We start from the raw sequence: 26,137 nt of genomic DNA on the forward strand, positions 1-26,137 counted from the left end.
GGGGAGCAGCCCCGCGGGCGTTGCTCCGCGGGGGCCTTCGTGGGTCCATCCCCGCGGGTGCGGGGAGCAGGCGCCCGAGTCCAGGACGGCCACCTCGTGGGAGGGTCCATCCCCGCGGGTGCGGGGAGCAGACGTCCGGCTCTGCGTCGCCGGCCCGGAACGCGGGTCCATCCCCGCGGGTGCGGGGAGCAGAGCGCCCCCCTGGACCCTGAACAGCGAACCCAGGGTCCATCCCCGCGGGTGCGGGGAGCAGTCTGACTGACCTGCGGTTTCACTGCGGTCGGCCCAGGTTTCTTGCCAGTTCCTTCAATTTGCGCGAGTGCGGCATTTCGGGCTTCTTGGTCAGTTTTTGCGGAAGCGCCGACGTTTGGAGGTTCTGCTCCAGCCAGTTGGAGGCTGCTGCGGGTCGTCGGCGGCTGGTGTGGGTGCTGAAGCGGGGCCTGGTGCTTGCGGGGCGGGCCGGTGAATGAGGGTGGCGCCTTCGTGGTCGGTGGGGTGCCATGCGTGGTCGTGAGTGCGGAAAGTGAAGCCTTGTTCGTTGTTGGTGGTGTGAGCGAGAAGGGCGCGGCCTTGGCCTGCGTAGGTGCGTACCTCGTCCCAGAGGAGGTCGCGGATGCGGGCGGAGGGGTTGCCGATGAAGACGCCAGCTGAGATTTCGAGCATCCAGCGGGTGAGGAAGCCGCGCAGTCCGGGCGGGCAGTTGGTAAGGACGATGACGGTCACCAGAGGTGGTCCGGGTAGTCGTGGTCGGGGCCGTCGTGGTTGATGCCGGAGGCAAGGTGGTGGCCGTGGTCGCTTTGAAGGGTAACCAGGTCACGGTCGTCTGCTGTGGCGGTTGGGGTGGTGTTGTCGGGGAGCAGAAGGCGTTTGATGTCGTTGACACACCGGTCGAGGAGGGAGGTTTCGTTGATGCGGTCGCGTAGGGCGCGGCGGGTGCGGGAGCCGATGTCTTCGTCGCTGTGTGCGGCGGTGTCGAAGGCGGTGGGGATGCCGATGTCTGTTTTGTAGAGGTCGGCGATGTCGAGGACGAAGGAGAGTTCGTGGCCGGAGTGGACGAAGCCAAGTGCGGGGCTGCAGCCGAGTGAGGTGACTACGGCGTGGGCGATGCCGTACATGCACTGTGCGGCGGCGGTGATGGCCTGGTTGACGGTGTCGCCGCTGGTGAAGTCGCCGGGGGTGTAGCGGCGGCCTTTCCAGGTGATGCCGGTGCGGGCGGCGTGGGTGCGGTAGCAGTCCTTGACGCGTTTGCCTTCGCGGCCGAGGAGTTCGCGGCGGGTGAGGCCGGCGGGGTCTTCATCGGGGAAGCGCAGGCGGTACATCTGACGGGCGACGGTGAGCCTGGTGCGGGGGTTGGCCCATTGCAGGGCCTGGGCTTCCATGAGGGCGGATGAGCGGGTGAGGGCGCGGCCGGAAGCGTAGTAGCGCACGGCGTGTTCGCCGACCCAGGCGACTGCGGCGCCGGTTTCGCCGAGGACACTCATGGCCTGATGGGTGATGCGGGTGCCGGGGCCCAACAGGAGGGTGCCGATGGTGGCGGAGGGAATGTGGGTGGTGCCCTCAGCGTCGGTGGCGGTGATGGCGTTGGCGTCGCGGTGGACGGTGCACCGTTCGAGGTAGAGGAAGGAGAGGCGTTCGCCGGTGCGGGTGAGGTGTCTGGGGGTGAGGGCCGCGCGCTGGGAGACGTCGGTCATGAGACTGGGGGGCGGTCGGGGTCGAGGGGAGTGAGGGTGAGCAGGCCGCAGCCGTAGGCCCGGGCCCGGCCGATGCCCTGCGTGAGGGTGCGGCGCAGGGCATCGGGGTCGGTGACTTCGAGGCGCCCGTCGAAGGTGGCCGTGACGAGGGTGACCTTGCCCGTGCGGTTCCGGGCCGCCGGGGTAGGGGATCTGTCGAAGGCCAGGGAGCGTGTGTCGCTCACAGTGAGCTGGTAGCGGTCGCCGTGGTGGGTGCGGCCCTGGTGGGTGGTGCCGGAGGGCAGGAGTCGCTGCGTGGTGGGTTTTTCGAGGATGCGGAAGCCGGCGCGTTGCTGGCGGTCGGTGTCCAGGAGCCAGCCCATCTGGTGGACGGGGGTGAGGTGGGCGGTGAGTTTTCGGGGTTCGCCTTCCTTGCGGCGGATGGTTTGGACGGGGTTGGCGGTGAGGCGGAAGGACCAGCGTGATCCTGCGGCGAGCTGTTCCAAGAAGGGGCCGTAGGGGCGGGTCTGCCAGCCCGGGTCGTCGGGGGTGGCGGCGGCGGGCCAGCCGGCCTGTTCGACAAGGTGGGTGAGGTCGGGTCGGTCGGGGCTGACGATGTACAGCATCACTTCGGCGCGGGCATGGTGGTCCAGGCGCCACAGCACGCGGGGGGCGTCGGGGGCCGGGCGGTCGCCGGGCAGGATGTGGGGGAAGGAGGCCATGACGGCCGCGTGCAGGGCCTGGGGGGTGGACAGCAGGCGGCGGGTGCCGGGCCGGGCCGTGTTGAGGCGGAAACGGGTGAGGAACATCAGGTGTTCTCGTCCTCCGGGTAGGCGGCCAGCGTGTCGAACGGATCGTGGCGGACGGTGCGGTGGCCGGGGGCGGGCGGCCGGGGCACGGATGTGGTGAGGACGGGGCGCAGGGCGTGGCGGCGGTGCGCGGCGGCGAAGCTGACGGGCTGGTCGCGCAGTGTGTCCGCGGCGGCAGGGTTTTCGTCGGGGCCGGTTTCGCGCAGCACGGTCAGCGCCTCGGGCGGCCGGCTGTGTGTGCGGCGCCGGTACCAGCCTGCGGCCTGCCACGGCTCGTGGGCCAGGACTTCTTCGAGCCGGGCGTCTTGATGGAGCGCGAGGTCCACGGGGCGGGCGGGCGGGCAGGAGCGGCGGCCGAGGAAGGGCGGGTAGACGGGGGCGCGCACGGCCTGGTGGAGGCTGCTGAGGAGGCCGTGTTCGCCTTCGACGGCGGCGACGAATACGGCGTCGGCGAGGTAGTAGCGTTCCGACAGGGGCATGGCTTTGCCGGTGTCTGTGTGGTGGGCGGTGTGGAAGTCGCGGATGCGGGTGCCGGGCTGGTCGATGCGGACGCCGAACCGCAGCACGGTGAGCGGTGCAAGGCGGGTGTCGTCGTCGCGTTCGATGCCGGCTGCGGCGGCGAGCAATCCGATGACGGCGCTCTTGGTCGGGGCGGACTCGGTGGTGCGCCGGGTGAAGCGGGAGGAGGCCCCCCAGGACTGCAGGGGGCCCGCCAGGAGCAGGACGAGGACGCTGGTGCGGCTCATTCCGGCTTCTCCAGCCGCTCTTCGACGGCCTGTCCGACGGCTGCGACGAGCGCGGTGAGGTTGTCCGTCTCGGTTCCCAGGGCGGCAAGTTCGTGGGTGTGGGGGCCGACGCGCAGGATCCAGCTGGGATCGCCCTGGCTGCCGTAAGCGCGTTCGAGGTCGGGGACATAGGCGGTGAGCCGGTCGCAGGCGGCGCGCAGGTGGCCGCCTTCGTCGGCGCGGACGGGGTCTTCGAAGGCCGCCACGTAGCTGACGGGCCGGGTGGAGCGGAGGGTCACGAGGACCGCGTCGGGCAGGGTGTGGTGCCCGAACGTGTTGATCTTGCCGGTGGGCAGGGACGCGACGAAGCTGTGCACGAACGCCTCGACGGCGCGGCGTACGGGCTGGGTGCGGGGCTCGTCGTCGCGCAGGCCCTGGCCGAGGTTGTCGGCGAGCTGGTGGATCCCGAGGGCCGCGTAGCGGTAGAGGGTGGCCGAGTTGAAGTCGACCGTGCCGATCATGCCGGCGCCGGTCTCTTCGTCGCGGTTCTCGTCGTCGACGGCGGTGTAGTAGTCGGATTCGGTGTCGGCGCGGTGGACGCTGAGAGCGTGGGCGACCTGGACGGCGGCGTCGACGTTGATGTCGGCGATGTCGGCGACCATCCGCCCGAACAGGGCGATGTCGACGGAGTGCCGGGTGTCGGCTGCCCCGCGGGCACGTTCCTTGTTCTTCTTGTCCTTGAAGAAGCCGGTGATGTCGGCTGCGCCTTCGCCGGCGAGGGCGGCGAGGGCGTCGAGCTGGCGGGCGGAGAGGAAGACCAGGTACTTCGCTTCCGGTGCCGGCGCAGGTGTGCCGTCCTTGGCCTGGTCGGCCTTGCGCTTGGGCACCTCGGTCTTGAGCCCGGTGGCGCGGATGGTCTCATCGGCCCGGCGCAGCGCTTCCTCCTCGCCCAGCGAGGGGTCGAGCGCCGTAATCCGTGAGGCGAGGAGTTCGACGATCTTCTTGGTGCGCACGCCGAGCTCGGCCGGGTCGAGGAGGTGCTCGTCGCGGAAGTAGGTGCGGATCGCCCGCTTCCATGCCTGGCTGGAGACCCGGGCGCGGGGGACGCCGCCGTAGACGGCGGTCTTCGGGGCGCCGGTGTCGTCCCTGTTGATGTTGCTGGGCGGGACGGTCTGCAGGGCGTGCACGTCGAGGAAGTAGCGGTTCACGAGGCGTCCTTGTCGTCCTTGGCGAGGGGCGGGTTGCTGCCGGAGCCGTCCGGGTCGGGGGCGGTGCGGGGAAGGGTGTGAAAGGAGCGGCCCCATGCCCGGCGGACGGTGGCGGGGCCGTCGGGCCACTGCCAGGCGTACAGCTGCCCGGCGAGGAGCCCGTAGTCGAGGGAGATGTCCGCGCCCCGCAGAAGGGTGACGATGTCACGCAGCCGCTGCGCGAGCGTCGTGAGGGCGGGCGCGGTACCGGCCCGCACGAGGCGTTTGCGGACCGCGTCGTCGATCTCTCCGGCGGGCATCAGCCGGCGGATCGCGGAGCCGAGGCCGCCGGGCAGTGCGGCGCTGTGGGGGCGGTGCATGCGCGTGCCGCGGGACTGCTGGTGCAGCGCCCACAGCGTCAGGGCGGTGTAGAGGGCGTTCTCCGCGCGCACCAGCTGCTGCTCGCTGAGGGGGCGGGTGCCTTGGTCGGGTGTGTGCAGCGGGCTGGTGTCGACCAGGCCCCACAGGTCGGGGAGGGCGGCGGCGTCGCGGCCCGCGCCGCGTCGAAGCCGGGCGAGCGCGGCGACGGCTGCCGGCTGGTCGCGCAGGTAGCCGTCCTGCCAGGAGGAGACGCGGGCGGCGGCAAGACGGGCGACCCGTTCGGTGACGCCGTTGCTCGACTGTTTCGCTGACCCGGGCGTGCTGAGGGTGGTCATGAGTACTCCGTGTCGGGTGCCCTGCATAAGGGGGTTCGCGGCGGTCCGGTCGGTGCGGACCGCCGCTCATGCCTCGGCCTCGCGCTGCCCGTCGGGCCCGCTGCCGTGGTCGGGGCCCGGCAGCACTTTGGCCAGGCGCCGGCGGAACCAGGTGTCGGCCAGCCCGGCACTGAGCCACACGGTGCCGTTTTTGCCGGTGACGGTGCGGCCCTGCCACGCGCCGTCACCGGCCGTCTCGATGAGGCGGTCGCCGAGCCGGCCGATCACCTGCCGTGCCTGGAGCTGCCAGCTGCTGCGCTGCGCGAACGGGTCCTGTGTGGTGGCGAGTTCGGCGAGCCAGGTGCGGTAGGGCTGCTCGAGAGCGTCGAAGCCGGCACGGCGGGCGCTGTCCTTGGGGCCGTCCGGGGCGCTGCCGGCCGCAGTGGCCAGGTCGGCGGCCAGGTCACCCAGGGCGCGTACGGCGAGCTCGGCGTCCTCCGCGGCGTCGACGGCCTGCCGGCCGTAGGTTCGGTCCTGGCGGTGCAGCAGCACGACCGGCATCAGCAGGTGGTCGTCGACGATCTCGTCGATCACGGACTGCTGCGTCCCGTACGCCGCGCCGATGACCCTGGCCCGCACAAGGTAGCCGCGCTGGAGGTGCCCTTCGGTGACCAGACGGGCGATCCACTCCAGGACAGCCGGCCGCAGATGCGGCGCCGCCTGCGCCCTCTGCCCGCTCTCGGCGCGGTCCGCGACCAGGGCAGCGATGCCCCGCCAGGCGGCTCGGGCCGGATCGTGGTCCCTGGGCAGGTAGACCTGCGGCAGGCGGAGCTTCTTCTCCTGGGCCTCGCTGCGCCGCCAGGCCGTCATCGGCTCCCGGTGGAACATGTTCCGCCAGGGCAGAGGGTCACCGTAGCCGAGGACGACACCGTGGACGCTGTTGCCGTCATGGTGCAGGCGCAGGCGGCGGGACTGCCACGTGTACAGATCCCGCGGCCCGGTGGGGGTGCGCTCGCTGCCGCCGGGGCCCGGCGGTTCGCGCCGCCAGGCGGGCCGGTCGCCGGGGTCGATGTCCAGCATGCCGGTGTCGGCCGGGATCAGGTTCAGCAGCAGCGTCTCGCGCAGCGTGTCGCCCTCGGCGAAGACGCCTCCCAGCCCGCCGGCCCAGCTTGTGCCCAGCGGATACACCTTGCCGCCCTTGACCCGGTCGTCTCCGACCGCGCCGGACTTGATGCCGGAGGTGTCGTAGGCATGCGCGTGAACGACCCAGCGGGCGGCTTCGGCGAACGTCAGCCGCAGCCCGTCCGGCCGGCGGGCCGTGAAGAACGCCTCACCGTTGGGCACATCGGCCACGATCCGGTTCAGCCCGAAGACCTCGTCCTTCGCCGTACGCAGCCCCGCCGTCTGGAAGAACGGGGCCTGCGGGTGGAGGAGGTCGAAACGCTCACGATGGGCATCGAGGTAGTCCTGCACGGGCGCGAAACAGTCCGGGTCGTCGTGCAGATCGGCCCAGTCGTCGATGTCCCCCGGGCCATCCAGGGCGTCGTGCACGATGGCCAGCAGCAGCCGCATCAGGGCGAACTCCTGGGTCGGCAGGTCCCCGACCATGCGCCGCAGCCTGCCCGCCCGGGCAAAGACCTGGCGCAGCGACAGCTCGCGCTGTACGCCGTCGGTGCCAAGGACGCCGATCCAGGGCCGGTCGGTCAGATCGAACGACGTCACCCCCGGCGCCTGGGGTGCACGTAAGTCAGTCTCGGTCGTCACGGGTGACCTCCAGGCCGTCCAGGGGGCTGTAGCGAAGTGAGAAGCCTGCCAGAGAGCACTGACAGTCCTCGTCCAGCGCCAGAATCAGCTGGCCGGCGAGCCAGGGACACTCCTTGCCCTGCCACGCCGGCAGATACAACTGCTCCAGCTGCGCGATCGCCTCGTCCGCAACGACGGGAGAAGACAGCTGCGCGGGCAGGCGCAGCCCGCAACTCGCCGCCGCACGGGCCGCGAACGACACGGGCGCCTGGTCCTGCGGCAGGCTCAGGCCCGCCCGCGGGCGGCCCTTGCTGTCGGGCTCCAGCCACGGCAGCGTGGCCAGAGTCCCGTCCCTGCGGCGCTGCACCACGACGACTTCCACGCTTTCACGGCTGTCACGGACCTGGGCCGCCCCAGCGCGGCTGTCGTCGGCATCCCCCACCCCGGCCGCCACCCAGCCGAACAGCGCCCTGCCGGGCTTGCCGACCTCCCCGAGACGGAAAGCAGAGGCCCGCTCGGCCTGATCCTCCCGGTGGGCGTCGAACCGCTCGCGCGCCTTGGCAAGCGCCCCGGCCCAGGACGGCGGGCCGAGCGGATCCTGCCCGTATGCCTGCTGCACCAGGACACTGATGTCACCCGGCAGCCGCACCGGCGGCCCGTCCTGGGCGAGGTGGGGAAGCAGCGCGGCGGCCGACCGCAGCAGCAGGTACCGCCCGTACACCGCCACCGAGCCACGCACCGGCACGGGCACGTCCGCCAGGCCCGCCCCCCACTCGGCGCCCGTGAGCAGACACCGGGCCACGCGCAGCCGTTCCGGCCGCGCACTCTGCAGGGCACCACGCTGGTGGCGGTGCAAGCGGCCGATGCGCTGCAGCAGCAGGTCCACCGGGCACAAATCACTCACGAGCAGGTCGAAATCCACATCCAGCGACTGCTCGGCGACCTGGCTGGCCACCACGATGTGCCGGCCGACCGGCCTGCCGACCGCCCTGTCCGGCGGCCCGAACCGCATCAGCAGATCACGGTCCTTCGCCGCGCGGTCCAGATCGACGAACCGCGAATGCGCCACCGTCACCGCATCGTCACCGAACCTCGCCCGCAGCACCCGCGCGGTCTCAAGCACCCGGGCGACGGTATTGCGTACGACCAGCACGCAGCCGCCCCCACGGGTCTCTTCCTCCAGCCGGTCGGCGAGCAGACCCAGATCGTCACCGAGCGGCTCCACCTGCACATCCGTCGCCCGGCCTGAGGCTCCGGGGCGCCGCTCCACCGGCACCCCGCCGGGAACGACAGCCGTGATCAGCGGATAGGCCACTTGCGGCACTTCCGCCGCCTGCTCCCCCGGCGGCTGCGCACTGCCGGCCGCGCCGTAGGCGGCCAGCAGCTCACGCCGGCGGCCGGCGGGCAACGTCGCAGACAGCACGATCACCGGAACCCGGTAGGCACCCAGCCACGACAGCACCCGGTCCAGATACACGCTCATGTAGGTGTCGTAGGCATGGGCCTCGTCGATGACGACGACCTTGCCCGCGACCGCGAGATGACGCAGAGCCAGGTGCCTGCTCTTCAGCCCCGCGAAAAGCAGCTGGTCGATGGTCCCGGCCACAAACGACGCCAGCATGGCCTTCTTACGGCCCCGCAGCCAGGTGTGCGCGACAAGCTCCGCTTCCGCACGCCGCACTACATCCGGCTGCCTGCCCGACAAGAACCCCGCCTCGTCGACGCCGACAGCGGTGACGTCCCCCGCCCTGGCCATCAGGCCCGCGAACTCCTCGTTCAGCGCAGCCTTGGAATGCGCCAGATGCACCGACCGGCGACTGCCCGCCACCCCCGGCAACCGCTCCAGCCAGGCCAGCAGACGGGGAAACATGGCATTGCCGGTCGCCATCGTCGGCAGAGCGAAGAACACGCCGCCCGCACCCGAGCACGCCGCGAACACCTCGGCCACAGCGAGCGCGGCCTCCGTCTTCCCCTCCCCCATCGGCGCCTCCACGATGATCAGCCCGGGCGCCTGCATCTCCCGGGCCAGCGCCACCGCAGCCTCCTGCACCGGCCGCGCCTTCACCCCCGCCGGCAGCCCGAACCGCGCGGCCAGCAACTCCTGCGCCCCAAGACCCTCATCCCGCGCAAGCCACGCAGGCGGCAGGTCCAGCCCACGCCAGGCCCGCGCGATCCGCTCCTCACCGTCGCATCCGGCTGCGTCGGGAAAGTACGGGAACAACGCCGGATTGCTGGCAATCCAGTCAGAGACGATGACCAGCGCCGTCAGCAGCACCTGCACCGGCTGCGGCAGCCGCACCGATCCCCACGCCTGCAGCCGCCCGGCAGCACCGAAGTGCCCGGCGCACGCGTCCAGGAGCTCGGTCTGCACCTCACGCCAGACACGAGCAGACGCACCCCGTGTCCGCAGCAGCTCCTCGTGCTCATAGAGGGCCTTGATCTGCCCGTGCTCAGGCGGCACCCCGTGATGACCGCCGACCGCGACCGTGAACTGCCCCGTCCGCGACGGCGCCCAGCCATAGCGCTCCTCCAGCCACTCCCCCAGCAGCACCTGCCCCGCCAGCCCGTGCGGGGCAAGCCGACGATCCCGCCCCATCGCCTCAGCCGAGCGCATCGCCAGCCCCCGCTGACGCATCACCTCAGCCAAAGAGGGCACCTGGCAGGCGAACGCCGGCGTCGCCTTGCCGATGTCATGCACGGCAGCCAGCCACACCGCCAAGGCCCGGGCACCGGCATCCCCACCGGGCACCGAGCGGCCGATCAGACCTCGCACACCCGCAGGCAGCCACTGATCCCACAACAGGCCCGCCACAGCGGCCGAGTCCTCCATGTGCCGCCACAACGGCAGCCACCCGTCGCTGTCACGATCATGCTTCGCCCACACTGACCGGGCCGGCTCACGCAGCCGACGCAACAGACCAGAGCGGGCCATCCCCCCGCGATCCATGCACGATTCATACCGGCTCACCGCGCAACAGCAGGCAAGATTAGAGGAATCCGCCGTTTCCCAGCCACCGTTGCAGACCCGGACGCCACAATGAACGGTTACACCACTCAGCAAAACCACTTTGGTGCGATTTGCCGGAATCAATGAACCTTGACAAAACCATGCCGACACAACGGTAAAACGGCAGGTCATCGAGTCTGCTCCCCGCACCCGCGGGGATGGACCCTCCAGCAGGCCGCCGGCGTCGCCGGTCTCGCGCTGCTCCCCGCACCCGCGGGGATGGACCCTGACCGACAAGGCTGCCGCCGCGGGCCGGATCCTGCTCCCCGCACCCGTGGGGATGGTCCCCCGACTGGTTGACCGCTGGCACGACGGACGTCGCATCGAGCAGCACGGTCAGGTAGTCGACCATGAAGTTGCTGACGCCGATCGCGCGGACCTTGCCGTCGGCCAGGAGCTTCTCCAGGGCGCGGTAGGCATCAAGGGTCTTGTCGAATTCGGACGGCAGCGCGTGGTGCAGGATCAGCAGGTCGATCTGGTCGACGCCGAGCTTTGCGGCGCTCTTGTCGAAGCCGTGCAGGGTCTCCTCAAAGCCGTAGTCGCTGATCCAGATCTTGGTCTCGACGAAGATCTCATCGCGCGGGATGCCGGAGTCGCGCAGGGCCTGGCCGACCTCGCGTTCGTTGCCGTAGGCGGCGGTGTCGATGTGCCGGTAGCCCAGCTCCAGCGCGGCCGTGACTGCGGCGATCGTCTCGTCGGGCGGGGTCTGGAAGACACCGAGGCCGAGGGCGGGCATCTCGACGCCGTTGTTGAGGGTGAGGGTCTGCATCACGTAGTCCTTTACTTGCGGGACGCCTGAGCGGGCACGATCAGGGGGAGGACGGCGACGACGGCCAGGCCGAGCAGGACGGCGGAGCCCGTCAGCGCAGTACCGGAGCGGGCCGTCGACGCGGCTGGAGGTCATCGGGGCCAGCGCCAGGCCCTGGCCGGCGCCGATGACCACCATCGGCAGGGCCACTCCGGTCAGGTAGGGGGTGTGCAGGTCCAGGCGGCTCAGCCAGGCCATGCCCACGGTCGTCAGTACGACCCTCGCTGCGAATACCCGGGGCCTGCCGAACCCCTCCAGCAGCCGGGGTACGCGGACCGCGAAGACGAAGTTGACCAGTGTCATCGGCAGGAAGGCCATACCGGCCTGCAGCGGCGTCCAGCCGTAGACCCTCTGCACGAACTGCGCGGTGAAGAAGAAGAACCCGATCATCGCGCCCATGTAGAGCATCCGGGTGACGTAGGCGCCAGACCGCTCGCGGCTCGCGAACAGCCGCAGCGGCACGATCGGCTGCGCGGCCCGCCGCTCCACCCGGACGAACAAGGCCAGCAGCACCGCGCCCGCTGCGAGCGGGAGCCAGGTGGCCGGTGCCGTCCAGCCGTGGTCGGCCGCGTCGACGATGCCCAGCACCTCGCCGTCCTGGCGGAGAAGGCCGACCTTACCCTGATCGAAATGGCCGTCGCCTTCCACGTCCTCGACGCCATCGTCGCCCCGGGCGTCACGGTCAACCCGGTCGACAACAGCTACGGCGACTTCGAACTCCGCGCCGACCAGCGGCGCCGCTCGATGCGTCCCACCCTGACCGGGGCCGGTTTCAAAGCTGAGTGCCGTAGTTGACGAGCGGTGCCAGGTAAGGGCGCTCAGTCACAAGCGGATGTGACTGAGCACGGTAACTGGCCCGGACGGACAACTCCGATGCGCAACATCCGGCGTGATCGTCTACTGGTGCGCGGCTGCACGAGGGGCGCCTGGCACTGCGCCCTGCACACCGAGGGCGGCCGAATCCCCGCAGCAGGATCGGCAATCCGGACGCTGAACCGGAGCAACACCGCCGCCCGTGTCGTGACCACCCGCACCCTTCCACGGACGTGCAAGGCGGGAGCATCCTGGTGACGGTGGACGGGGGTGGCAGACCATGGGGCGTAGACGGGGTGCGTGGGCCGGGTCGGCGGTAACGGGCGGGGCCGCGTTGGTGGCGGCTGTGCTGGGGCCGGTGACCAACTACGCCAGTGACGCGGTGCCTGGCTGGGCGGCGCAGGCGTGGGTGATCTGGCCGGTGTTCGCCGTGCTGGTGGTGGTCAGCATCGGGCTGTTGCTGTGGAGCCGGCATCTGGATGCCGCACCAAGGCCCCCGGCGCGGCTGGCACCGGTGAGCCGACTGGCCCAAGGCCAGCAGGCTTCGTTACGCCCCCCGCATGTTCAGGACGTGCGGGGGCGTGAGGGAGAACTCGCCGTGCTGGCAGACATGCTTCGGCGGCCACAAGGGCGGTTCGCGGTGCTGTGCGCGGTCGGCGGGATGGGCAAGACAACGGTGGCCGCGCAACTGGCCATGCAGGCCGAGGCGGCGGGCTGGCGAGTGTTCTGGGTGCGCTGGCGTGACGGTGCCGAGCTAGCGCAGCAGATGGTGCAGGCGGCGCTGGCCTGCGGCCTGCCAGAGGCAGAGCTGGAGGCCGCGCGAGCGGGGCAGGCGAGCCTTCCGGATGTGGTCTGGCGACAGTTGGGCCGGGTGCGGCGGTGGCTGCTGGTGGTGGACAACGCCGACGAGCCGCACGAGATCGGCCCGGCAGGGGAGCCGGTGGCCGACTATCGCGGCTGGATCCGTCCTCACGGCCGGGGCTTGCTGGTGGTGACCAGCCGGGATGGCAGCGAGCAGACCTGGGGTCCGTGCGCACGGCTGCTGCCACTGGAGCCGCTGCCGGTGCGACCTGCGGGGCAGGTCCTGCTGGACGCTGCTCCCGGGGCCGGAACCGCCGAGCAGGCCCGGGAGCTGGCGGCGCGACTGGGCGGGCTGCCACTGGCTTTGCACGCGGCCGGCACCTATCTGGCCGGCCCCACCAGCCGCTACCGCACCTTTGCCGCCTACCGCCAGGCCCTGGAACAGGAACTGCGGTTCTTGTTGGGAGCGGTGCACCCGAATGCCTCCCATCCGCAGGTAGCCCGCGCCGTGGTGCGGCACACCTGGGAGGTGTCCTTGGACCAGCTCGCCGGGGAGGGCACCGCTTTGGCCCGCCCCTTGTTGCGACTGCTGGCCCTGCTGGCTGGGGCCCCCGTCCCGCTGTCCCTGATCACCCCGGACCTGCTGTCCGTCGTCACCGGACACGACGTCACCGCGGTGGCCCTGGAGTCCGCGTTCGCCGGCCTGCACCGCTACGGTCTCCTCGGCCTGCCCCACGCTCCCGGCAGCACCGGCCCGGCGTCGGGCAGCGGTGAGGGGGCGCAGGTGGTGCTGCATCCCCTGATCCGAGAGATCAACGCTGTCGCCCTCACGGCCGAGACCTCCGATCTCGCCGTGTGGCACCGGGCTCTTGCCGAGCGGCTGACCACGGCTGTGCACGAGGCCAACCAGCGCGGGCGCGCTGGTTGGCCTGCAGCCGTGCTCCTCGCCCCCCATCTGCCGCTGCTGCCCCACTACGCGGACCCGCACTCCGCTACGCACCACCGCACCACTCTCAACACCCTGGCGCAGGTGCTGCAGAAGGCTGGCGCTTTCGGTGCGGCGCACCTGCTGCACGAACGGGTCCTCGAGGTCGAGACCCGCATGCTGGGCCCCGAGCACCCCGATACCTTGACCAGCCGCAACGACCTGGGCAATGCCTTGTTCGGAATGGGAGAGCCGGCCGAGGCAATACGCCTGCTCCGGCAGACCCTGGAGGACCGCGCCCGCATCCTGGGCCCCGAGCACCCTGATACCCTGACCAGCCGCAACGACCTCGCCTGCGCTTTGGACGGGACGGGTGAGCATGCCGAGGCGGTGGGTCTGCTGCGCCAGACCCTCAACGACCGTACCCGTGTCCTGGGCCCCGAGCACCCCGATACCCTGGCCAGCCGGGACAGCCTCGGTCTCGCGCTGGACGGGATGGGCGAGCACACACAAGCAGCACGCATTCACCGGCAGACCCTGGCGGACCGTATCCGTGTCTTGGGCCCCGAGCACCACCTCACCCTGCTCAGCCGCCACAACCTCGCCAGCGCCCTGACCAGGGCGGGTGCGCAGACGGAAGCGATACCGCTGCTGCGGCAGGCGCTCAACGACCACGCCCGCATTCTGGGAGACGAGCATCCGCACACGCTGGCCAGCCGGGACAGCCTCGGTCTCGCGCTGGACGGGATGGGCGAGCACACACAAGCAGCACGCATTCACCGGCAGACCCTGGCGGACCGCACCCGCATCCTGAGCCCCGAGCACCCGGACACCCTTGCCAGTCGCCACAACCTCGCTCTCGCTTTGACCAGTGCAGGTGAGCAGGCCGAAGCGATAGACCTGCTGCGCCGAACCCTCGATGACCGCGTCCGCATCCTGGGCGACGAGCACCCGCATACCCTGAGCACCCGCAGCGCGCTGGAGACAGCACTGGCCATGCCCACCCAACGGCCACAGAGCCGGAGGTGACACTGGCCGCGGCGCAGCCACATCGCAGCCAGCGGCGGTTGAGGAGGCCCCCTATCCCCGAGCCGCCCTCAAGTGAACCGCTCCAGGTTTAGAGCTTGTCTCATGTGGCGTGCGGATGCGGCATGATGCCTTGCCATGGGTATCGGTCTGTCGCAGCGATTGGTTCCTGACGAACTCTGGGCGCTGGTCGCTCCGTTGCTTCCGTCGTTCGCCTCGCGTCCGCAAGGCGGAGGCACGGCCCCGTGCGATGAGCGGGCCGTGTTCACTGCTGTGGTGTACGTGTTGACCAGCGGATGCGCATGGCGGCACCTTGAACCGTTCCGGGTTCGGTGGAGACTCGATTCCATGAAAGGATCGAGTCATGGCACGTCCCTCCTCCTACCCCGCTGAGCTGCGCAAACGAGCGGTCCGGATGGTCGCCGAAGTCCGTGGCGACTATCCGAACGAGTCGGCCGCGTTGCGGGCGGTGGCTCAAAAGCTCGGCATCGGTTCCGCCGAGACGCTGCGCAACTGGGTCAGGCGGGACGAGATCGACTCCGGTCAGCGTCCGGGGACGACCACGGAGGAGTCCGCGGCGATGAAGGCGCTGAAGAAGGAGAATGCCGAGCTGAAGCGGGCCAACGAGATCCTGAAGGCTGCGGCGTCTTTCTTCGCGGCCGAGCTCGACCGGCCACACACACGCTCGTAGCGTTCATCGACGAGCACAAGGACCGCTTCGGCGGCGTCGAGCCGATCTGCCGGGTCCTGACCGACCACGACTGCAAGATCGCACCGTCCACCTACTACGCCCACCACAAACGCCAGGCCGCACCCGCGGCCCGCACCGTCCGCGACGCCGAGCTGAAGACCCTGATCACTCAGGCGTACGAGGCCAACTACCGCGTCTACGGCGCCCGGAAGATCTGGCGGCACCTGAACCGCCAGAAGGTCACGGTGGCCCGCTGCACCGTCGAACGCCTCATGCGTGACCTCGGCATCACCGGAGCGGTCCGCGGCAAGAAGGTGATCACCACGATCCCCGATGCGAGTGCCCAGCGGGCCCCGGACCTGGTGGACCGTGACTTCGTCGCCCCGGCCCCGAACCGCTGCTGGGTCGCCGATTTCACCCATGTCGCCACCTTCGCCGGCGTCGTCTACGTGGCCTTCGTCGTGGACACCTTCTCCCGCCGCATCGTCGGCTGGTCGGCAGCCACCTCGAAGGAGACCCGGCTCGTCCTCGACGCCCTCGAGATGGCCCTGTGGCAACGCGACCGCGACCAACACCCGCACCAGAAAGGCGAGTTGATACATCACAGCGATGCCGGGTCGCAGTACACGTCGTTCGCGCTCGCCGAACACCTCGACCGGGCAGGCATCGCCGCGTCGATCGGATCGGTCGGCGACGCCTACGACAACTCCCTGATGGAGTCCACGATCGGCCTGTTCAAAACCGAGCTGATCAAACCCCGACAGCCTTGGAAGACGCTCTCCGAGATCGAGCTGGCCACCGCCGAATGGGTCGACTGGTACTGCCACCGCCGACTCCACGGTGAAATAGGGCACATCCCACCCGCCGAATACGAGACCAACTACTACCGAGCAATCACGAAACCCCAGGTCACAACCACAAGCTGAGGTCTCTACCGAACCCGGAACGGTTCACCTGCCCGAGACCTTCGGGGTTTCTCCCGCCACCGCGCACCGCCGGTTCTCCGCTTGGACCGAGGCCGGACTTTGGAGACGGCTGCACCGAGCCGTCCTGGACGAGCTCGGTGCGCGCGGTGAAGTGGACTGGACCTCAGTGATCGTGGATGCGGCCTCGGTCCGCGCGAAAAGGGGGAATCGCTGACCGGGCGCAATCCGGTCGACCGGGGCAAGAAGGGCAGCAAGCTGCACGTTCTGTCCGACGCTCAGGGCTTACCCCTGGCGCTCGGTGTGTCCGGTGCGAACGTCCATGACAGTCAGGCTCTGCTGCCGCTGGTCCTGGGCATACCCGCGATCCGGTCGCGGCGCGGGCCGCGCTGGCGTCGTCCCGGCAGGCTCCGCGCGGACAAGGCCTACCACTCCGCCGAGCACCTGAGGTGGCTGCGCGGCCGTGGCATCGTCCCACGCATCGCCCGCCCAGGCATCGAATCCGGCGAGCGGCTCGGCCGACACCGCTGGAAGATCGAAAGGTCGATCTCCTGGCTCTTCGGCTATCGCCGCCTCACCGTCCAGTACGAGCGGAAGGGTACTCACTTTCTCGGCTTCCTCGGTCTCGCGGCCGCACTGACCTGCTACAAGAAGCTGACCAACAGCACCACATGAGACAAGCTCTTATTCTAGGTTGCGGTAAGCGTGCACGTGCGGTTTGCTCGCCATGTCGATATCCCAAGGGCCACGTTTGTTTCCGGTCAAGTCATTATCTCGGGCATCCACACCTCCCCCGTCGCAAATCCAAATAGCCTCCAAGTCGTTCAAATTGATGCGGTTGCGGTGCAATGTGGCGCGCGTCTGGGGGCCCTTAAAATAGACCCCCGCTCCGCCATTTGCGTAGATTTGACAGTTTTCGAGAGTGCCTCGGCCTCGATCGCAGGCGATCACGCCACTGAGCTTTCCATGGCGGATGTGGCAGTTCTGAACGGTGATTTCACCGCCAGATGATATCGAGATGCCATGCAATGCGTTGCCGTCGATGTCACATTCTTCAAAAGTGCCCCGGCCTTCGTTGTGGACCCGCACCCCATTCTCTTTACCATCATGAATGCGGCAATTCTGTACGACAGGGTTGCCTCCGGTCTTTATGTCGATTCCTGCACAGGTGTTGGCGTAGATGTCGCAGTCATCAATAGTGCCTCGACCGTGCGCCGAGACGGCCACGCCGCCACCCTTACCGTCGCGGATGTGACAATTTCGTATGGTGGGATTGCTTCCGGTCTCGCTGATGGCGACCCCTATGTAGGAATTAGCGTAGATTTGGCAGTCCTCAACGACGCCTCGTCCTTCTCTGCGAACCGACACGCCATTGGCCCCGTTGTCGCGAATGCGACAGTTTCGAAATGTGGGCTCGCTACATACTATAAGGATGCCGGAAAACGCATTAGCGTAGATGTCGCAATCCTCAACCGTGACCCCTCCATGGTTGCGCACTTCGACGCCTCTGTGGTGTCCATGGTCGATGCGGCAACTCCGCATGGAGGCATCACTTCCGTTCTCAATTGAAACGCCCGGCCCGCCATTGGAGGAGATATGGCAATTCTCTACGAGTCCCCTTCCGTGATCGGCGAGATAGATGCCACTCTCTTGGCAATTAAAAATGCGCGAGTCACGTACTGACACGCCGGCGAAGGCAATCGATATACCTGTGCCAGCGGGCGTGCGATTGGCGTCGATAAGGCAATTCTGGATCGTTACCTGGCTCCCATGGAAGACGTTGACTCCGCTGCCGCATACATTATGGATTCGGCAGTCCGTTATTTCTGCTGAGGTTTGCGCTCCTTGGATTCCTATTCCGTGTTGCGAGTCCGATGTGACCTCGCATCGTTCGAGGGTGAGACGCCCTTGTGGGACATCAATGCAAGGGCCTCCTTGCGCCCCGCTTAGTCTCTTGAGGGTCAGGCCTCGGACAGTGGCCAGGGCGGCGCGTGCGGTGATACAAGGTTCGTTGGCCACTTCGATGATGATGTCTTCGCTGGGCCCCTCGCCGGTGAGGGTGATTGGTCTGTCGAGGACCAGGGCTTCCTGGTAGTGGCCAGGGTGCACGCGGATTGTCGACCCGGGCGGTGCGGCGGTGAGGGCGGCTGTAATGGTGCGGTGCCCCTCTGGGCCCGTTGGGGAGACATCGAAGGTGAGACTTGAGGGACCGCCGACCAGCTTCTCGCGGCCGGCAGGCAGGGCCTTGTCCGACGCCAGGGCGCCGGAGTTGTCGTCCGACTCCGGGATCCAGCGTCCGGTGACATCGATGACGAGGCGGTCGCTGCCTGTCTCGAGCGTGATGGTTTCCCAGAGCAGTCGCTCGGTGTGGGCGGGGGCGGCCTGGACTCGCAGGATGGTTTCACCGGGTCCGAAGGTGCCTGGTTCTACGGACAGGTCACTTGATCCGGGGATCGCGGTGCCGGGGCCTCCATGGACGGTGATCTCAGCACGGCCAGGGGCCCCTAGGGGCAGTACGCCCAGGCTGACGGTTGTCGGAATGGCTGACAGCGGCGGGGGCGCTGCGCTGGTGGCCACATCGACGGCGAGTCGGGCTGCGCCGTCCGGGATGCCGCGCAAGGTCAGTGATCGCGCCGCGATGGCTCGGGTGGTGAGAGCGGTGGCTTGACGAGCCGCAGTGAGCAACACGCTCCAGCGACGTAGTTCTGCGGTCGCGACCGCGGTCTGCTCTTCGAGCCCGGCCGCGTACACCAGCATCGCTAGGTCGTCGTCGTTGAGTTCGGTCTTCTCCGCGACGAGTTCTGCGATGTGACTGAGCAAAGGCAGCACAAGCTCGACTGTCTCCGCTGGTAGGGGCCCTGTGCCTCCCGGGTCACTGGTCATTCGGTCGCTCTTTCCGAAGCTGCTCATCGGTATCCCGATCAGTAGGCGTCCTTCCACGGGTGTGTATGGGCAGATAACGCGATCTCTCGGGCAGGGCTGACCGCATAAGCGGGGCTACCGCCTGGGTTGGAGGTGACTGTGCTGATGGCATCGGCTTCACCCGCCGGCGTCGATGACCTCGACGACCCGCTGTCCGCCACCGAGGCGGATCATGGTTTTCGGGCGCAGGAGCAGCGCCTGCCCTTTCGCTACCTTCGTCGGCTGCCCGGTGCCTTGCAGGCTCACCCAAAGCCCGTCCGAGTTGTTGACCAGCTGGTAAGCGTGATGGCTCGCGTCCCACGCGGCGTAGCCGATCGTGGGAACTCCGCGTCGTGTACGCGGGGGCAAGCGGTGAGGCTCGGCCATGTCGGCGTAGAGGGGCGAGCCATGCCCGAGGACCAGGGCACGCCCGATCGGGGCGAAACTGCCGGTGCGACCCTCCTCCCAGAGGGCGAGCACGACCGGCAGAGGGCGGTGGCAGCGTTCGCCACAGAACGGGCAGGCGCGCCGCGCCCAGGGATCGAGCCAGTAGGGGTAGGGGAACCGCTGCCCACACCGTTCGCAGGCCCACAGCTGGTCCAGGCTCGCGGCGAGTGCCTCCATCCAGTCACGTGTCGAGGGTCGGCGTGAAGGCTCATGCAGTCCGCTGATGAGAGCCTCCTCGGTGACTCGCTGCAGCTGCGGTGTGAGCATGCGGTAGCTCAAAGCGCCTTCGCTGTAGAGGGGGACGCCCACGTACTTAGGTCGGTGACGTCGATCTCGGGAGTCCTCACTGAACAGCGCCCGCTCCCCCCAGCCAAGCCGAACGCTTTCGTCCTGGTCGTCGGAGTATTCGATAAGCGGCTCCAGCGGATTGCGGAACAGCAGCGTGTGCAACACCAGCACGGCGAGGCTGTGCCGGTCGGTGAACTTCGACGGCCGGGCATGTTCGGTGAGGATTTCCGGCGCCATGAACCCGCGCCGTCCGGCAACCCTAGGCTTGACGAAGCCACCCGCGACCACGACGCCGTCGGCCTCCATCATCACCGCATCGCCTTCGTCGATATCGACGTGGAAATTGTCGTAGTGAATGTCGGTGTGAGCGCACCCTTTGTTATGCAAGACGGCGATCGCGTGAGCCATGCTGCGTGCGGCGAGCAGGTAGGACCCCCACGTGCTTCCTCTGGAGAACTGAGCTGCTGCTTGTTTAGGCGTCAAGATGAGCTCGATCGCCTTTCGGTAACGCGGGGGTACGCGGCGCATGGCGAATCCGGGGTGGGGTTCACCGTCGAAGGCATCGAGGAGGGCAAGGGGAGGAACGATGAACCGCTTGTGGTCCTCTTGTAGATTTGCAAATATCGTCATGACGTAACGCAAGTGTTTTTCCAGGTCGGGGTTTTGACGATTGAAGACTTTTACGGCATATTGGCCGTCGGTGCTGAAATACACCGTGCCTTCCCCGCCGGCCACTGCTTCGTCTGCGAGTTGGAGGGCCTGAGGAATTCCATGGAGCGGCGGCCGCAGCGTCGCCGTGTGCCTCGTCACGGCGGGACCTCTGTGTCGCCGACGGCACTGGGAGGAACCGGGTCCTGATGTGAAACCGGTGTGGACTCCGCGGGCGGCTGCGGCGTTGAAGGTTGGCTGCTGATGGTTTCGCGGTCGGACAGGACGGCGACCAGTGTCCGATCGTCGAAGCTTCCAGGAAGCCTGTAGGTGGCGAGCCAGTGGACCAGCTTCAATGCGGCGTAGCCGGGTGGCAGTCCGCTCAGTTGCGCCTGGATGTCGCGGCAGGCCTGCTCATAGACGCCTTCTGGTGGGGGGTAGAGATGGTCGACGGACACTCCGTCAGTCATCAGAAGCAGGCTTGGCGGCGGCTGGCCGGGTTCCGCTGTGAAGGGTGCGGTCGCCAGGTAGGTCTCCCAGCGCGGGTGGCTGATGGCGTAGACCGCACCGGGTTCCGCAGGAGCAGGTGGGTCGACCAGCGGGCGCGGGGCGTGCGCATGGTCGAGCACGGCGATCGCCCCGTCCCCGATGTGGCCGCCTGCGCCACGCCCGTCGTGAGTGTCGAGCACGACCCCTAGGAGCGCGCACGACAGATCGCGGGCGGTCAGACCGCGGCTTTCAGCGAAGTTGTCCAGGTCATCACGGGTTGCGACGAAGGCAGCCCGAACGAGAGCCTGCAGTTCAGCCGGAGTCATGTCCTGCGCAGTTTCCAGACTGGCCGGGCCGGGCAGACGGCGGTTCCAGGTGAGAGTGGCGGCGTGCTCGGCGGAGCTCTCCATCAAGCGCTGCACGCTTGGCTCCAACGCCGGCGGGAACTCACCGAGGGGACCACCTGCGACCAGAGCCTCCACAAGCAGAGATGATTCGCCGGCATCAGGCGCACTGTCCGAGGCGGGCGGCAGTCCCTCCGCCTGGACCACCGGCTCGGCGTGAGGTAGATCGTTGGATTGCTGGCATTGTGCCGCGCCCTGCAGGAGGTGATCGGCGAGCCGTTCCGCGCATAGCGTGGCCCCGTAGCGGGAGTGCGGCCTGGACCCAACGCCGTCAGCCACGGCCACCGCCAGCCACCGCCCGTCGGAGCGTGCCGCGAAGGCGTCCTCGCGCGGTCTACCGTTGTACGAGTGCTGCCTGCCGAGGGCGCTGGCGCCAACCACGGCATACTGACCCACGCCGCCGTATGCAGCGCACCAGTCCGGTTGCGTGAATGACTCGTCCCGAAGCTGGCGATCGCCGACAGTAAAAGTGCTACTGCTCTGTTCGCTGCCCATGACGCGGCCTCCGTGCGCCTTCCGTCAGAAGTTGAGCACTGGACGGACTTCCGGCGGCGGGTTGGGCACCGCTACTTGGACGTCTCCGGGAGTGGCGTCTGGCGTCTCCTCAAAGGAGTGACTGGCTGACACTGCCGTCTGTGTCACCCACCCGAAGAATGTCTTGAACGTATCTGAGTCCTGGTTGTCGAGGTAAAACGTGGGGCCGATCGCGATCGCTTCCAGCGTGGGCCTGTCGATCCCAGGTCCGCACCCGACGGTTATCACGTTGAGCACCTTCTGCTTTGCCCGGTCCTGGATTTCCCGGCGGGGGCCTTGCCATTCGTCGGTCGGCTGACCGTCCGTGAGAATGTAGACCAGCGGCTTCCAGTCGCCCGGGGGTTTGCCCTTCACTGTAGGCTTGGTGTCTCGGTCGACCGAGCGCGCAAGTTCCCGCAACGCGGCGCCCAGAGGCGTGAGACCCTCCGCTTTCAGTGGTGGCGGAGCGAAGTCGTCAATCGTCACCAGATGGTCGGGCACAAGCTGCGCTTCCTCCCCCTGAAAGGCAATCACTCCGACGTGGACCGTCTCGCGGGCAAGGACATCGCGCTTTGTCTCGGCGGTGAAGGTCTCCAACCCCTCCTTCAGAGCTTCCAGCGGCGGTCCCTCCATGCTGGCGGAACAGTCGAGCAGCAGGTAGATCGGCAATCGCCGACCCTCCTTACCAGCGGTGACGCGCATCTCGAAGCCCGAGGGAGTTGAAGTGGCGCCCATGAGGCCGCTCCCTTCGCTATGAAGCACCCACTCGACCGAGTGGACGTTTTGCCCTCTTTATTATGGTCACACCACTCCTCGACATCTCGTCAAATTGTCACATACAGTCCCTGCGCATCACGTACTGTTACGACGGGTCATTCGCGCGAGCATCCCTGCTTCTCCGGTGCACGTCGCAGCCCGCCGGTCCGTTCACCTCAGATCCAGTGTTCGTCGGTGAAGTGCCTCCATGGCTGCCAGCTGGCAGCATCCCGTTGCTCAGTTCCAGCTGTAGCAGCCGCTTCGATTTCCGCACGTGCCATCACGATATGGCGGCCATGCCCGTAGACCACCACGCCGGGTCCGTCGGGCGCCATGCCGCCCCCCTCGGGAAGAATCCGGTCGGCTTTCAGGCCGACCTTGCGAAGCTCCTCGACGAAGTTGTCGGAAAACATCGGCACCGTAAGGACCAGCACGTCGGCGATCGGCCGACGCACTCCGCAGGCTGCAGAGGTTGGATGTCCCACGGCGGTGCCATGGTGCTGCAGGCGGCGTTGTCTCCCCTGCCGAAGGAGATCCGCACGCCGGTCAGCCGGGTACGGTGCAGCAAGCGCCGCGTACGCATGGAACTTGCCTTTCCCGAACCCTTCTTGGAGAGACGTGTGCGGAGGTTTCGTCCGTCTGGTAGACAACCAGTCGCCGAAGTACCTCACCCGTGGCCGTCGGTCCGAAGGGCTCAAGATGCAGGCACAAGATCGAAGAAGCATCATGGGGAGAGGTATGAGTCATCGGTTACCTGGGGCACAAGTGAGGGACGCCCAGCACGTAATTCTTCAAGTCTCACTTCCTCAAGAAATGGGCTCACCTGAGGGATGTCTCTTAGGGTCCCTCGATGCACTCGAATAGAATTCTTGCTGCTGTTGTGTGAGAAGCGCAAATCTGCTGTGTCGACGGACCGATGGCTGCTGCCAGGCCAATGTCACCCGCTTCTGTGAGCGCTGAGTGAACACGTGCGTATAATTCCCCAGCCCCGAATGCTTCTAGTCCCCAACATGGAGGATTTGCACCGGTGGTGACTCCGCAGCCTGGAGGAAGTTATGCGCTATCGAGCAAGCATACTTGCGGCAGTCTTGTTCTCCAGTTCCTTGACAGGAGTTATTCCAGCGCAGTCCGCACCGACGGCTTCCCCTACATGCTCCACGATACGTTTCATTGGCTTGAAAGGTCTGAACGAGGATAACGATAAGAAATCTGCTGTACTAAACGCGACATGGGCTAGGTTCAAGAGAACTTCTGAGACTTCAGGCGTCGGGACGCCGTTCAGGGAGTCTGTGAATTATCCTAAAGTGGCATCAACGCGCCTAGTCGGCGACATTATCCTCGCGAGCACTTTCAGTGTCGTCATAAAACCTGACGTAGCGTCGGCTGTGGACAGAGGAGTCGAGGCCATTAACGTCGCAATAGATAATGTCCGCAAGAAATGTCCCGACGCGAACTTCGTGCTCGCTGGATACTCCTTGGGCGCGTGGGTCGTGGATCAGTTCCTGAAAACGACTCCGCTCCCATCCATTGTGCTGGCGGCCATACTGTATGGCGACCCTCAATGGAACGGAGGGGGGGTTCGAGGTATCGCTCAAACGTATCACGGTACCGCTTTGCCCGGCCCTTACCCACCTCTGGCAGACCGCGTGCAGAGCTTGTGTAACCATCAAGATCCAATTTGTGGCGTCGGCTACGCGGCGAGCAAGGCGGGGATGGCGAAGCGAGCTGCAGACTTGCGTAAAACGATAGCCCGTGCAGCCCAAGGAAAGAACTGCGGCCCACATTGCGGCTATGTAGGAGGACCAACAACTCGCGGTGGCGACTTCCTGGAATCGAAATCAAAATAGCTCAGCCGATACCGCGAGGAGGAGGCGTGGCGTTTGGGATACCGAGCTGAGGGCTGACGCGAGGCTTGACCGTGGGCCTCTCCTGTCTCAAGGTCGCTTTGCTCGCCGAGTGCTAGAGGCCGACTTAGACGTCATCTCATTTGGTTGGGTAAGCTGCCGGTCGTGGCAGGGATCGTTGAACGGCTGGTGCCGGACGAATTGTGGGAGCTGTTCCAGCGCGTGGTGCCGGAAGCGCCGTCACGGCCTCAGGGCGGTGGCCGGCGTCGGCACGGCGACCGGGAAGTGCTGGCCGCAATCGTCTTTGTGGCGACCTCTGGCTGCACGTGGCAGCAGTTGCCGTCCGCCTCGTTCGGACCGTCCGGCGCGACGGCTCACCGCCGCTTCACCGAGTGGTCGAAGGCCCGGGTGTGGGCCAAACTCCACCGCCTGGTCCTCGACGAACTGGGATCCCGCGGCGAGCTGGACTGGTCCCGTTGCGCGATTGACTCGGTCAACATGCGCGCCCTGAAAAGGGGGGCTGACAGGCCCGAATCCTGTAGATCGGGGCAAGTACGGGTCAAAGATCCACTTGATCACGGAGCGGACCGGCCTGCCCCTGTCCATCGGGCTCTCGGGCGCCAACACGCACGACAGCCAGGCGCTGATCCCGCTGGTGAAGGGCATTCCTCCGATCCGTTCGCGGCGAGGGCCCAGGCGACGAAGGCCCCGCAAACTCCACGCCGACAAGGGCTACGACTACAACCACCTGCGGCAATGGTTGGCGAGCCGAGGCATCCGGCATCGCATCGTCCGCAAGGGCATCGAGTCCTCGCAACGGCTCGGCCGTCACTGCTGGACCATCGAACGCACCATGGCCTGGCTCGCCGGATGCCGACGCCTGCACCGACGCTACGAACGCAAGGCCGACCACTTCCTCGCCTTCACCAGCATCGCCTACACCCTGATCTGCTATCGGAGACTCGCCAAATGAGATGACTTCTTAGTGGGCGGTTCGTGAGGTGATGTCCGTTTCTGGCTGAGGTTGGGGCAAGTTCGCTGGTGGAGGGTCGGTCGGCTATTGCTTCCTGGCGAAGTTGCCGGTGTCGGCCTCGGTGAGGATGCCGAGTTTGACCAGGCGTTTCAGCTTGGCGCGGGTGCCTTCCACGTTCTTCGGCAGCAGTTCGTGGCCGAGGGCTTCGCAGACGTCCTTGGCTCGTAGCGGTCCGGTCGCGTGGTTGAAGGCGGCGAGGATGCGGGGGTAGTCCGGGTGCTCGGGCAGGTCCGGCGCGACGGCAGGGAGCCGGTCGGCGAGGCCGGTGACGGTCTTGCGGGTGATCGCGAGGTGCTCCAGGTGCGTCTCGGCCTCCCGTAACCGGGTCTGCAGGTCGTCGATCTGTGCGCGGAGGTCGTCGGCCAGGGCCCGGGCGGCGTCTTCCTGGAGGTCCAGGGCGTCGAGCAGGGGCTGGATGTTCACGCTGCCGCCGCCGGCGTCTCGCGCCAGGTGAGGGCGTTCGTGCCGGTGAGGCGCCGGGTCATGACGTGGGTCATCGCCCAGTAGACGCGGGAGGCGGAGGAGGAGGGGCGGTACTCGTAGTCGCGGACCAGACGCCGGTGCAGTATCAGGATCCCGTAGGCCTGCTCGACCCTCCACCGCTTCGGCTGCGGAACGAACCCCTTGACCTGCGGGTTTCGTTCGACGATCTCGACGTCGATGCCCAGGCCGGCGCCGTGCATGACGACCTGGTTCTTGAAGCCCTGGTCGACCAGGGCTTTGCGGACGGTGCCGCCGGCGTGCTCGGCGACCTGGTCCAGCAAGACGATGCCCGCGGCGTTGTCGTGGGTGTTCGCGGCGAGGACGGTGACCGCGATGACCAGGCCGAGGATGTCCACGGCCAGTCCGCGCTTGCGGCCGGGCACCCGCTTGGCCGGATCGTGGCCGCTCGTGGAGGCGGGGACCCCGGCGGCCACGTGGACACTCTGGGTGTCCAGGACCACCAGGGTCGGGTCCTCTAATCGGCGGGCCCGCTCACGGACCTGGCAGC

At 67.7% G+C, this 26,137-nt stretch carries 21 protein-coding genes, 1 pseudogene and 1 CRISPR repeat array (1 of these 23 running past the window's edge); of the genes and pseudogenes, 7 read left to right on the plus strand and 15 right to left on the minus strand.

The window, feature by feature from the left end; all coding sequences use genetic code 11:
* Nucleotides 1-253: direct repeats of the CRISPR family, unit length 29 nt; unit sequence GGGTCCATCCCCGCGGGTGCGGGGAGCAG (it extends 1,973 nt beyond the left edge of the window).
* 89 nt (nucleotides 254-342) lie between these two features.
* The 8 genes from cas2e to cas3 all read right to left on the minus strand — a co-directional run bounded on the left by cas2e (nucleotide 343) and on the right by cas3 (nucleotide 9,776).
* Nucleotides 343-723: a type I-E CRISPR-associated endoribonuclease Cas2e gene (gene cas2e, locus ACIQGV_RS37215; RefSeq protein WP_402503310.1), complete on the minus strand. Its 381-nt coding sequence runs from the start codon at nucleotides 721-723 to the stop codon at nucleotides 343-345.
* Entirely contained in the window at nucleotides 720-1,691 is a 972-nt protein-coding gene (cas1e, locus tag ACIQGV_RS37220) for a type I-E CRISPR-associated endonuclease Cas1e (protein ID WP_402503312.1), read from the minus strand. Before cas1e ends, cas2e begins: the two co-directional genes overlap by 4 nt.
* Nucleotides 1,688-2,479: a type I-E CRISPR-associated protein Cas6/Cse3/CasE gene (gene cas6e, locus ACIQGV_RS37225; protein ID WP_402503315.1), complete on the minus strand. Its 792-nt coding sequence runs from the start codon at nucleotides 2,477-2,479 to the stop codon at nucleotides 1,688-1,690. The genes cas1e and cas6e overlap by 4 nt, the downstream gene beginning before the upstream one ends.
* Nucleotides 2,479-3,225, minus strand: coding sequence for a type I-E CRISPR-associated protein Cas5/CasD (cas5e, locus tag ACIQGV_RS37230; protein ID WP_402503317.1), 747 nt, complete (start codon nucleotides 3,223-3,225; stop codon nucleotides 2,479-2,481). Before cas5e ends, cas6e begins: the two co-directional genes overlap by 1 nt.
* On the minus strand, nucleotides 3,222-4,412 hold the full coding sequence (gene cas7e / locus ACIQGV_RS37235) for a type I-E CRISPR-associated protein Cas7/Cse4/CasC (protein WP_402503320.1): 1,191 nt from the start codon (nucleotides 4,410-4,412) through the stop codon (nucleotides 3,222-3,224). The genes cas5e and cas7e overlap by 4 nt, the downstream gene beginning before the upstream one ends.
* Entirely contained in the window at nucleotides 4,409-5,107 is a 699-nt protein-coding gene (casB, locus tag ACIQGV_RS37240) for a type I-E CRISPR-associated protein Cse2/CasB (protein ID WP_402503323.1), read from the minus strand. Before casB ends, cas7e begins: the two co-directional genes overlap by 4 nt.
* Before the next feature lie 66 nt (nucleotides 5,108-5,173).
* Nucleotides 5,174-6,850, minus strand: coding sequence for a type I-E CRISPR-associated protein Cse1/CasA (gene casA, locus ACIQGV_RS37245; protein ID WP_402503327.1), 1,677 nt, complete (start codon nucleotides 6,848-6,850; stop codon nucleotides 5,174-5,176).
* Entirely contained in the window at nucleotides 6,834-9,776 is a 2,943-nt protein-coding gene (gene cas3 / locus ACIQGV_RS37250) for a CRISPR-associated helicase Cas3' (protein WP_402503330.1), read from the minus strand. The genes casA and cas3 overlap by 17 nt, the downstream gene beginning before the upstream one ends.
* Before the next feature lie 1,498 nt (nucleotides 9,777-11,274).
* Between cas3 and ACIQGV_RS37255 the strand changes: the two genes are divergently transcribed.
* The 5 genes and pseudogenes from ACIQGV_RS37255 to ACIQGV_RS37275 form a co-directional block, all read left to right on the plus strand.
* Nucleotides 11,275-11,439 carry a hypothetical protein gene (locus tag ACIQGV_RS37255; RefSeq protein ID WP_402503333.1) on the plus strand — a complete coding sequence of 55 codons (165 nt, stop codon included), beginning with the start codon at nucleotides 11,275-11,277 and terminating at the stop codon, nucleotides 11,437-11,439.
* Nucleotides 11,440-11,815: 376 nt separating this feature from the next.
* Entirely contained in the window at nucleotides 11,816-14,212 is a 2,397-nt protein-coding gene (fxsT, locus tag ACIQGV_RS37260; protein WP_402503336.1) for an FxSxx-COOH system tetratricopeptide repeat protein, read from the plus strand.
* Nucleotides 14,213-14,347: 135 nt separating this feature from the next.
* Complete coding sequence (locus ACIQGV_RS37265) at nucleotides 14,348-14,602, plus strand: transposase (RefSeq protein WP_402503338.1); 255 nt, start codon at nucleotides 14,348-14,350, stop codon at nucleotides 14,600-14,602.
* Nucleotides 14,574-15,826 (plus strand): IS3 family transposase gene (locus ACIQGV_RS37270; protein ID WP_402503341.1). Its coding sequence is split into 2 segments (ribosomal slippage): nucleotides 14,574-14,856 and nucleotides 14,856-15,826, totalling 1,254 coding nucleotides; the frame shifts between segments, so codons are not numbered across the junction. Before ACIQGV_RS37265 ends, ACIQGV_RS37270 begins: the two co-directional genes overlap by 29 nt.
* A 28-nt stretch (nucleotides 15,827-15,854) precedes the next feature.
* Nucleotides 15,855-16,498: pseudogene (locus ACIQGV_RS37275) on the plus strand (IS5 family transposase); the annotation flags it as partial.
* 9 nt (nucleotides 16,499-16,507) lie between these two features.
* On the opposite strand, the gene ACIQGV_RS37280 reads toward ACIQGV_RS37275, so the two are convergent.
* The 5 genes from ACIQGV_RS37280 to ACIQGV_RS37300 form a co-directional block, all read right to left on the minus strand.
* Complete coding sequence (locus tag ACIQGV_RS37280) at nucleotides 16,508-18,652, minus strand: right-handed parallel beta-helix repeat-containing protein (RefSeq protein ID WP_402503343.1); 2,145 nt, start codon at nucleotides 18,650-18,652, stop codon at nucleotides 16,508-16,510.
* 210 nt (nucleotides 18,653-18,862) lie between these two features.
* Entirely contained in the window at nucleotides 18,863-20,173 is a 1,311-nt protein-coding gene (locus tag ACIQGV_RS37285) for a hypothetical protein (RefSeq protein WP_402503345.1), read from the minus strand.
* 92 nt (nucleotides 20,174-20,265) lie between these two features.
* Entirely contained in the window at nucleotides 20,266-21,495 is a 1,230-nt protein-coding gene (locus ACIQGV_RS37290; RefSeq protein ID WP_402503347.1) for a protein phosphatase 2C domain-containing protein, read from the minus strand.
* A 24-nt stretch (nucleotides 21,496-21,519) separates the two neighbouring features.
* Nucleotides 21,520-22,248, minus strand: coding sequence for a VWA domain-containing protein (locus ACIQGV_RS37295; protein ID WP_402503349.1), 729 nt, complete (start codon nucleotides 22,246-22,248; stop codon nucleotides 21,520-21,522).
* Between the two features lie 197 nt (nucleotides 22,249-22,445).
* Nucleotides 22,446-22,724 (minus strand): hypothetical protein, encoded by a 279-nt coding sequence (locus tag ACIQGV_RS37300; protein ID WP_402503351.1) that lies wholly within the window; start codon nucleotides 22,722-22,724, stop codon nucleotides 22,446-22,448.
* Between the two features lie 600 nt (nucleotides 22,725-23,324).
* Between ACIQGV_RS37300 and ACIQGV_RS37305 the strand changes: the two genes are divergently transcribed.
* Together ACIQGV_RS37305 and ACIQGV_RS37310 are read left to right on the plus strand one after the other, a co-directional pair.
* A complete protein-coding gene (locus ACIQGV_RS37305; protein ID WP_402503353.1) occupies nucleotides 23,325-24,116 on the plus strand; it encodes a cutinase family protein in 792 nt (263 codons plus the stop codon).
* Between the two features lie 171 nt (nucleotides 24,117-24,287).
* Nucleotides 24,288-25,086, plus strand: a protein-coding gene (locus tag ACIQGV_RS37310) for an IS5 family transposase (RefSeq protein WP_402503359.1) whose coding sequence is annotated in 2 segments (ribosomal slippage) — nucleotides 24,288-24,634 and nucleotides 24,633-25,086 — 801 coding nt in all. Because the reading frame shifts where the segments join, the coding sequence is not laid out codon by codon here.
* A gap of 84 nt (nucleotides 25,087-25,170) precedes the next feature.
* Here the strand turns inward: ACIQGV_RS37310 and ACIQGV_RS37315 are convergent.
* Nucleotides 25,171-25,569 carry a hypothetical protein gene (locus ACIQGV_RS37315; protein ID WP_402503355.1) on the minus strand — a complete coding sequence of 133 codons (399 nt, stop codon included), beginning with the start codon at nucleotides 25,567-25,569 and terminating at the stop codon, nucleotides 25,171-25,173.
* Nucleotides 25,566-26,137: transposase (locus ACIQGV_RS37320; RefSeq protein ID WP_402503357.1), on the minus strand; the 572-nt coding region annotated here is incomplete at its 5' end. The genes ACIQGV_RS37320 and ACIQGV_RS37315, both read right to left, overlap by 4 nt.

The organism is Streptomyces sp. NPDC093094 (genome assembly GCF_044754345.1).
In the GTDB taxonomy this organism is placed as follows: domain Bacteria; phylum Actinomycetota; class Actinomycetes; order Streptomycetales; family Streptomycetaceae; genus Streptomyces.

Coding starts and splice junctions, on each gene's coding strand:
- casB (WP_402503323.1), bottom strand. CDS start 5,107: ATGACCACCCTCAGCACGCCCGGGTCAGCGAAACAGTCGAGCAACGGC.
- ACIQGV_RS37295 (WP_402503349.1), bottom strand. CDS start 22,248: ATGGGCGCCACTTCAACTCCCTCGGGCTTCGAGATGCGCGTCACCGCT.
- cas5e (WP_402503317.1), bottom strand. CDS start 3,225: ATGAGCCGCACCAGCGTCCTCGTCCTGCTCCTGGCGGGCCCCCTGCAG.
- cas1e (WP_402503312.1), bottom strand. CDS start 1,691: ATGACCGACGTCTCCCAGCGCGCGGCCCTCACCCCCAGACACCTCACC.
- cas6e (WP_402503315.1), bottom strand. CDS start 2,479: ATGTTCCTCACCCGTTTCCGCCTCAACACGGCCCGGCCCGGCACCCGC.
- cas3 (WP_402503330.1), bottom strand. CDS start 9,776: ATGGATCGCGGGGGGATGGCCCGCTCTGGTCTGTTGCGTCGGCTGCGT.
- ACIQGV_RS37265 (WP_402503338.1), top strand. CDS start 14,348: ATGGGTATCGGTCTGTCGCAGCGATTGGTTCCTGACGAACTCTGGGCG.
- ACIQGV_RS37305 (WP_402503353.1), top strand. CDS start 23,325: ATGCGCTATCGAGCAAGCATACTTGCGGCAGTCTTGTTCTCCAGTTCC.
- ACIQGV_RS37255 (WP_402503333.1), top strand. CDS start 11,275: ATGGCCGTCGCCTTCCACGTCCTCGACGCCATCGTCGCCCCGGGCGTC.
- ACIQGV_RS37290 (WP_402503347.1), bottom strand. CDS start 21,495: ATGGGCAGCGAACAGAGCAGTAGCACTTTTACTGTCGGCGATCGCCAG.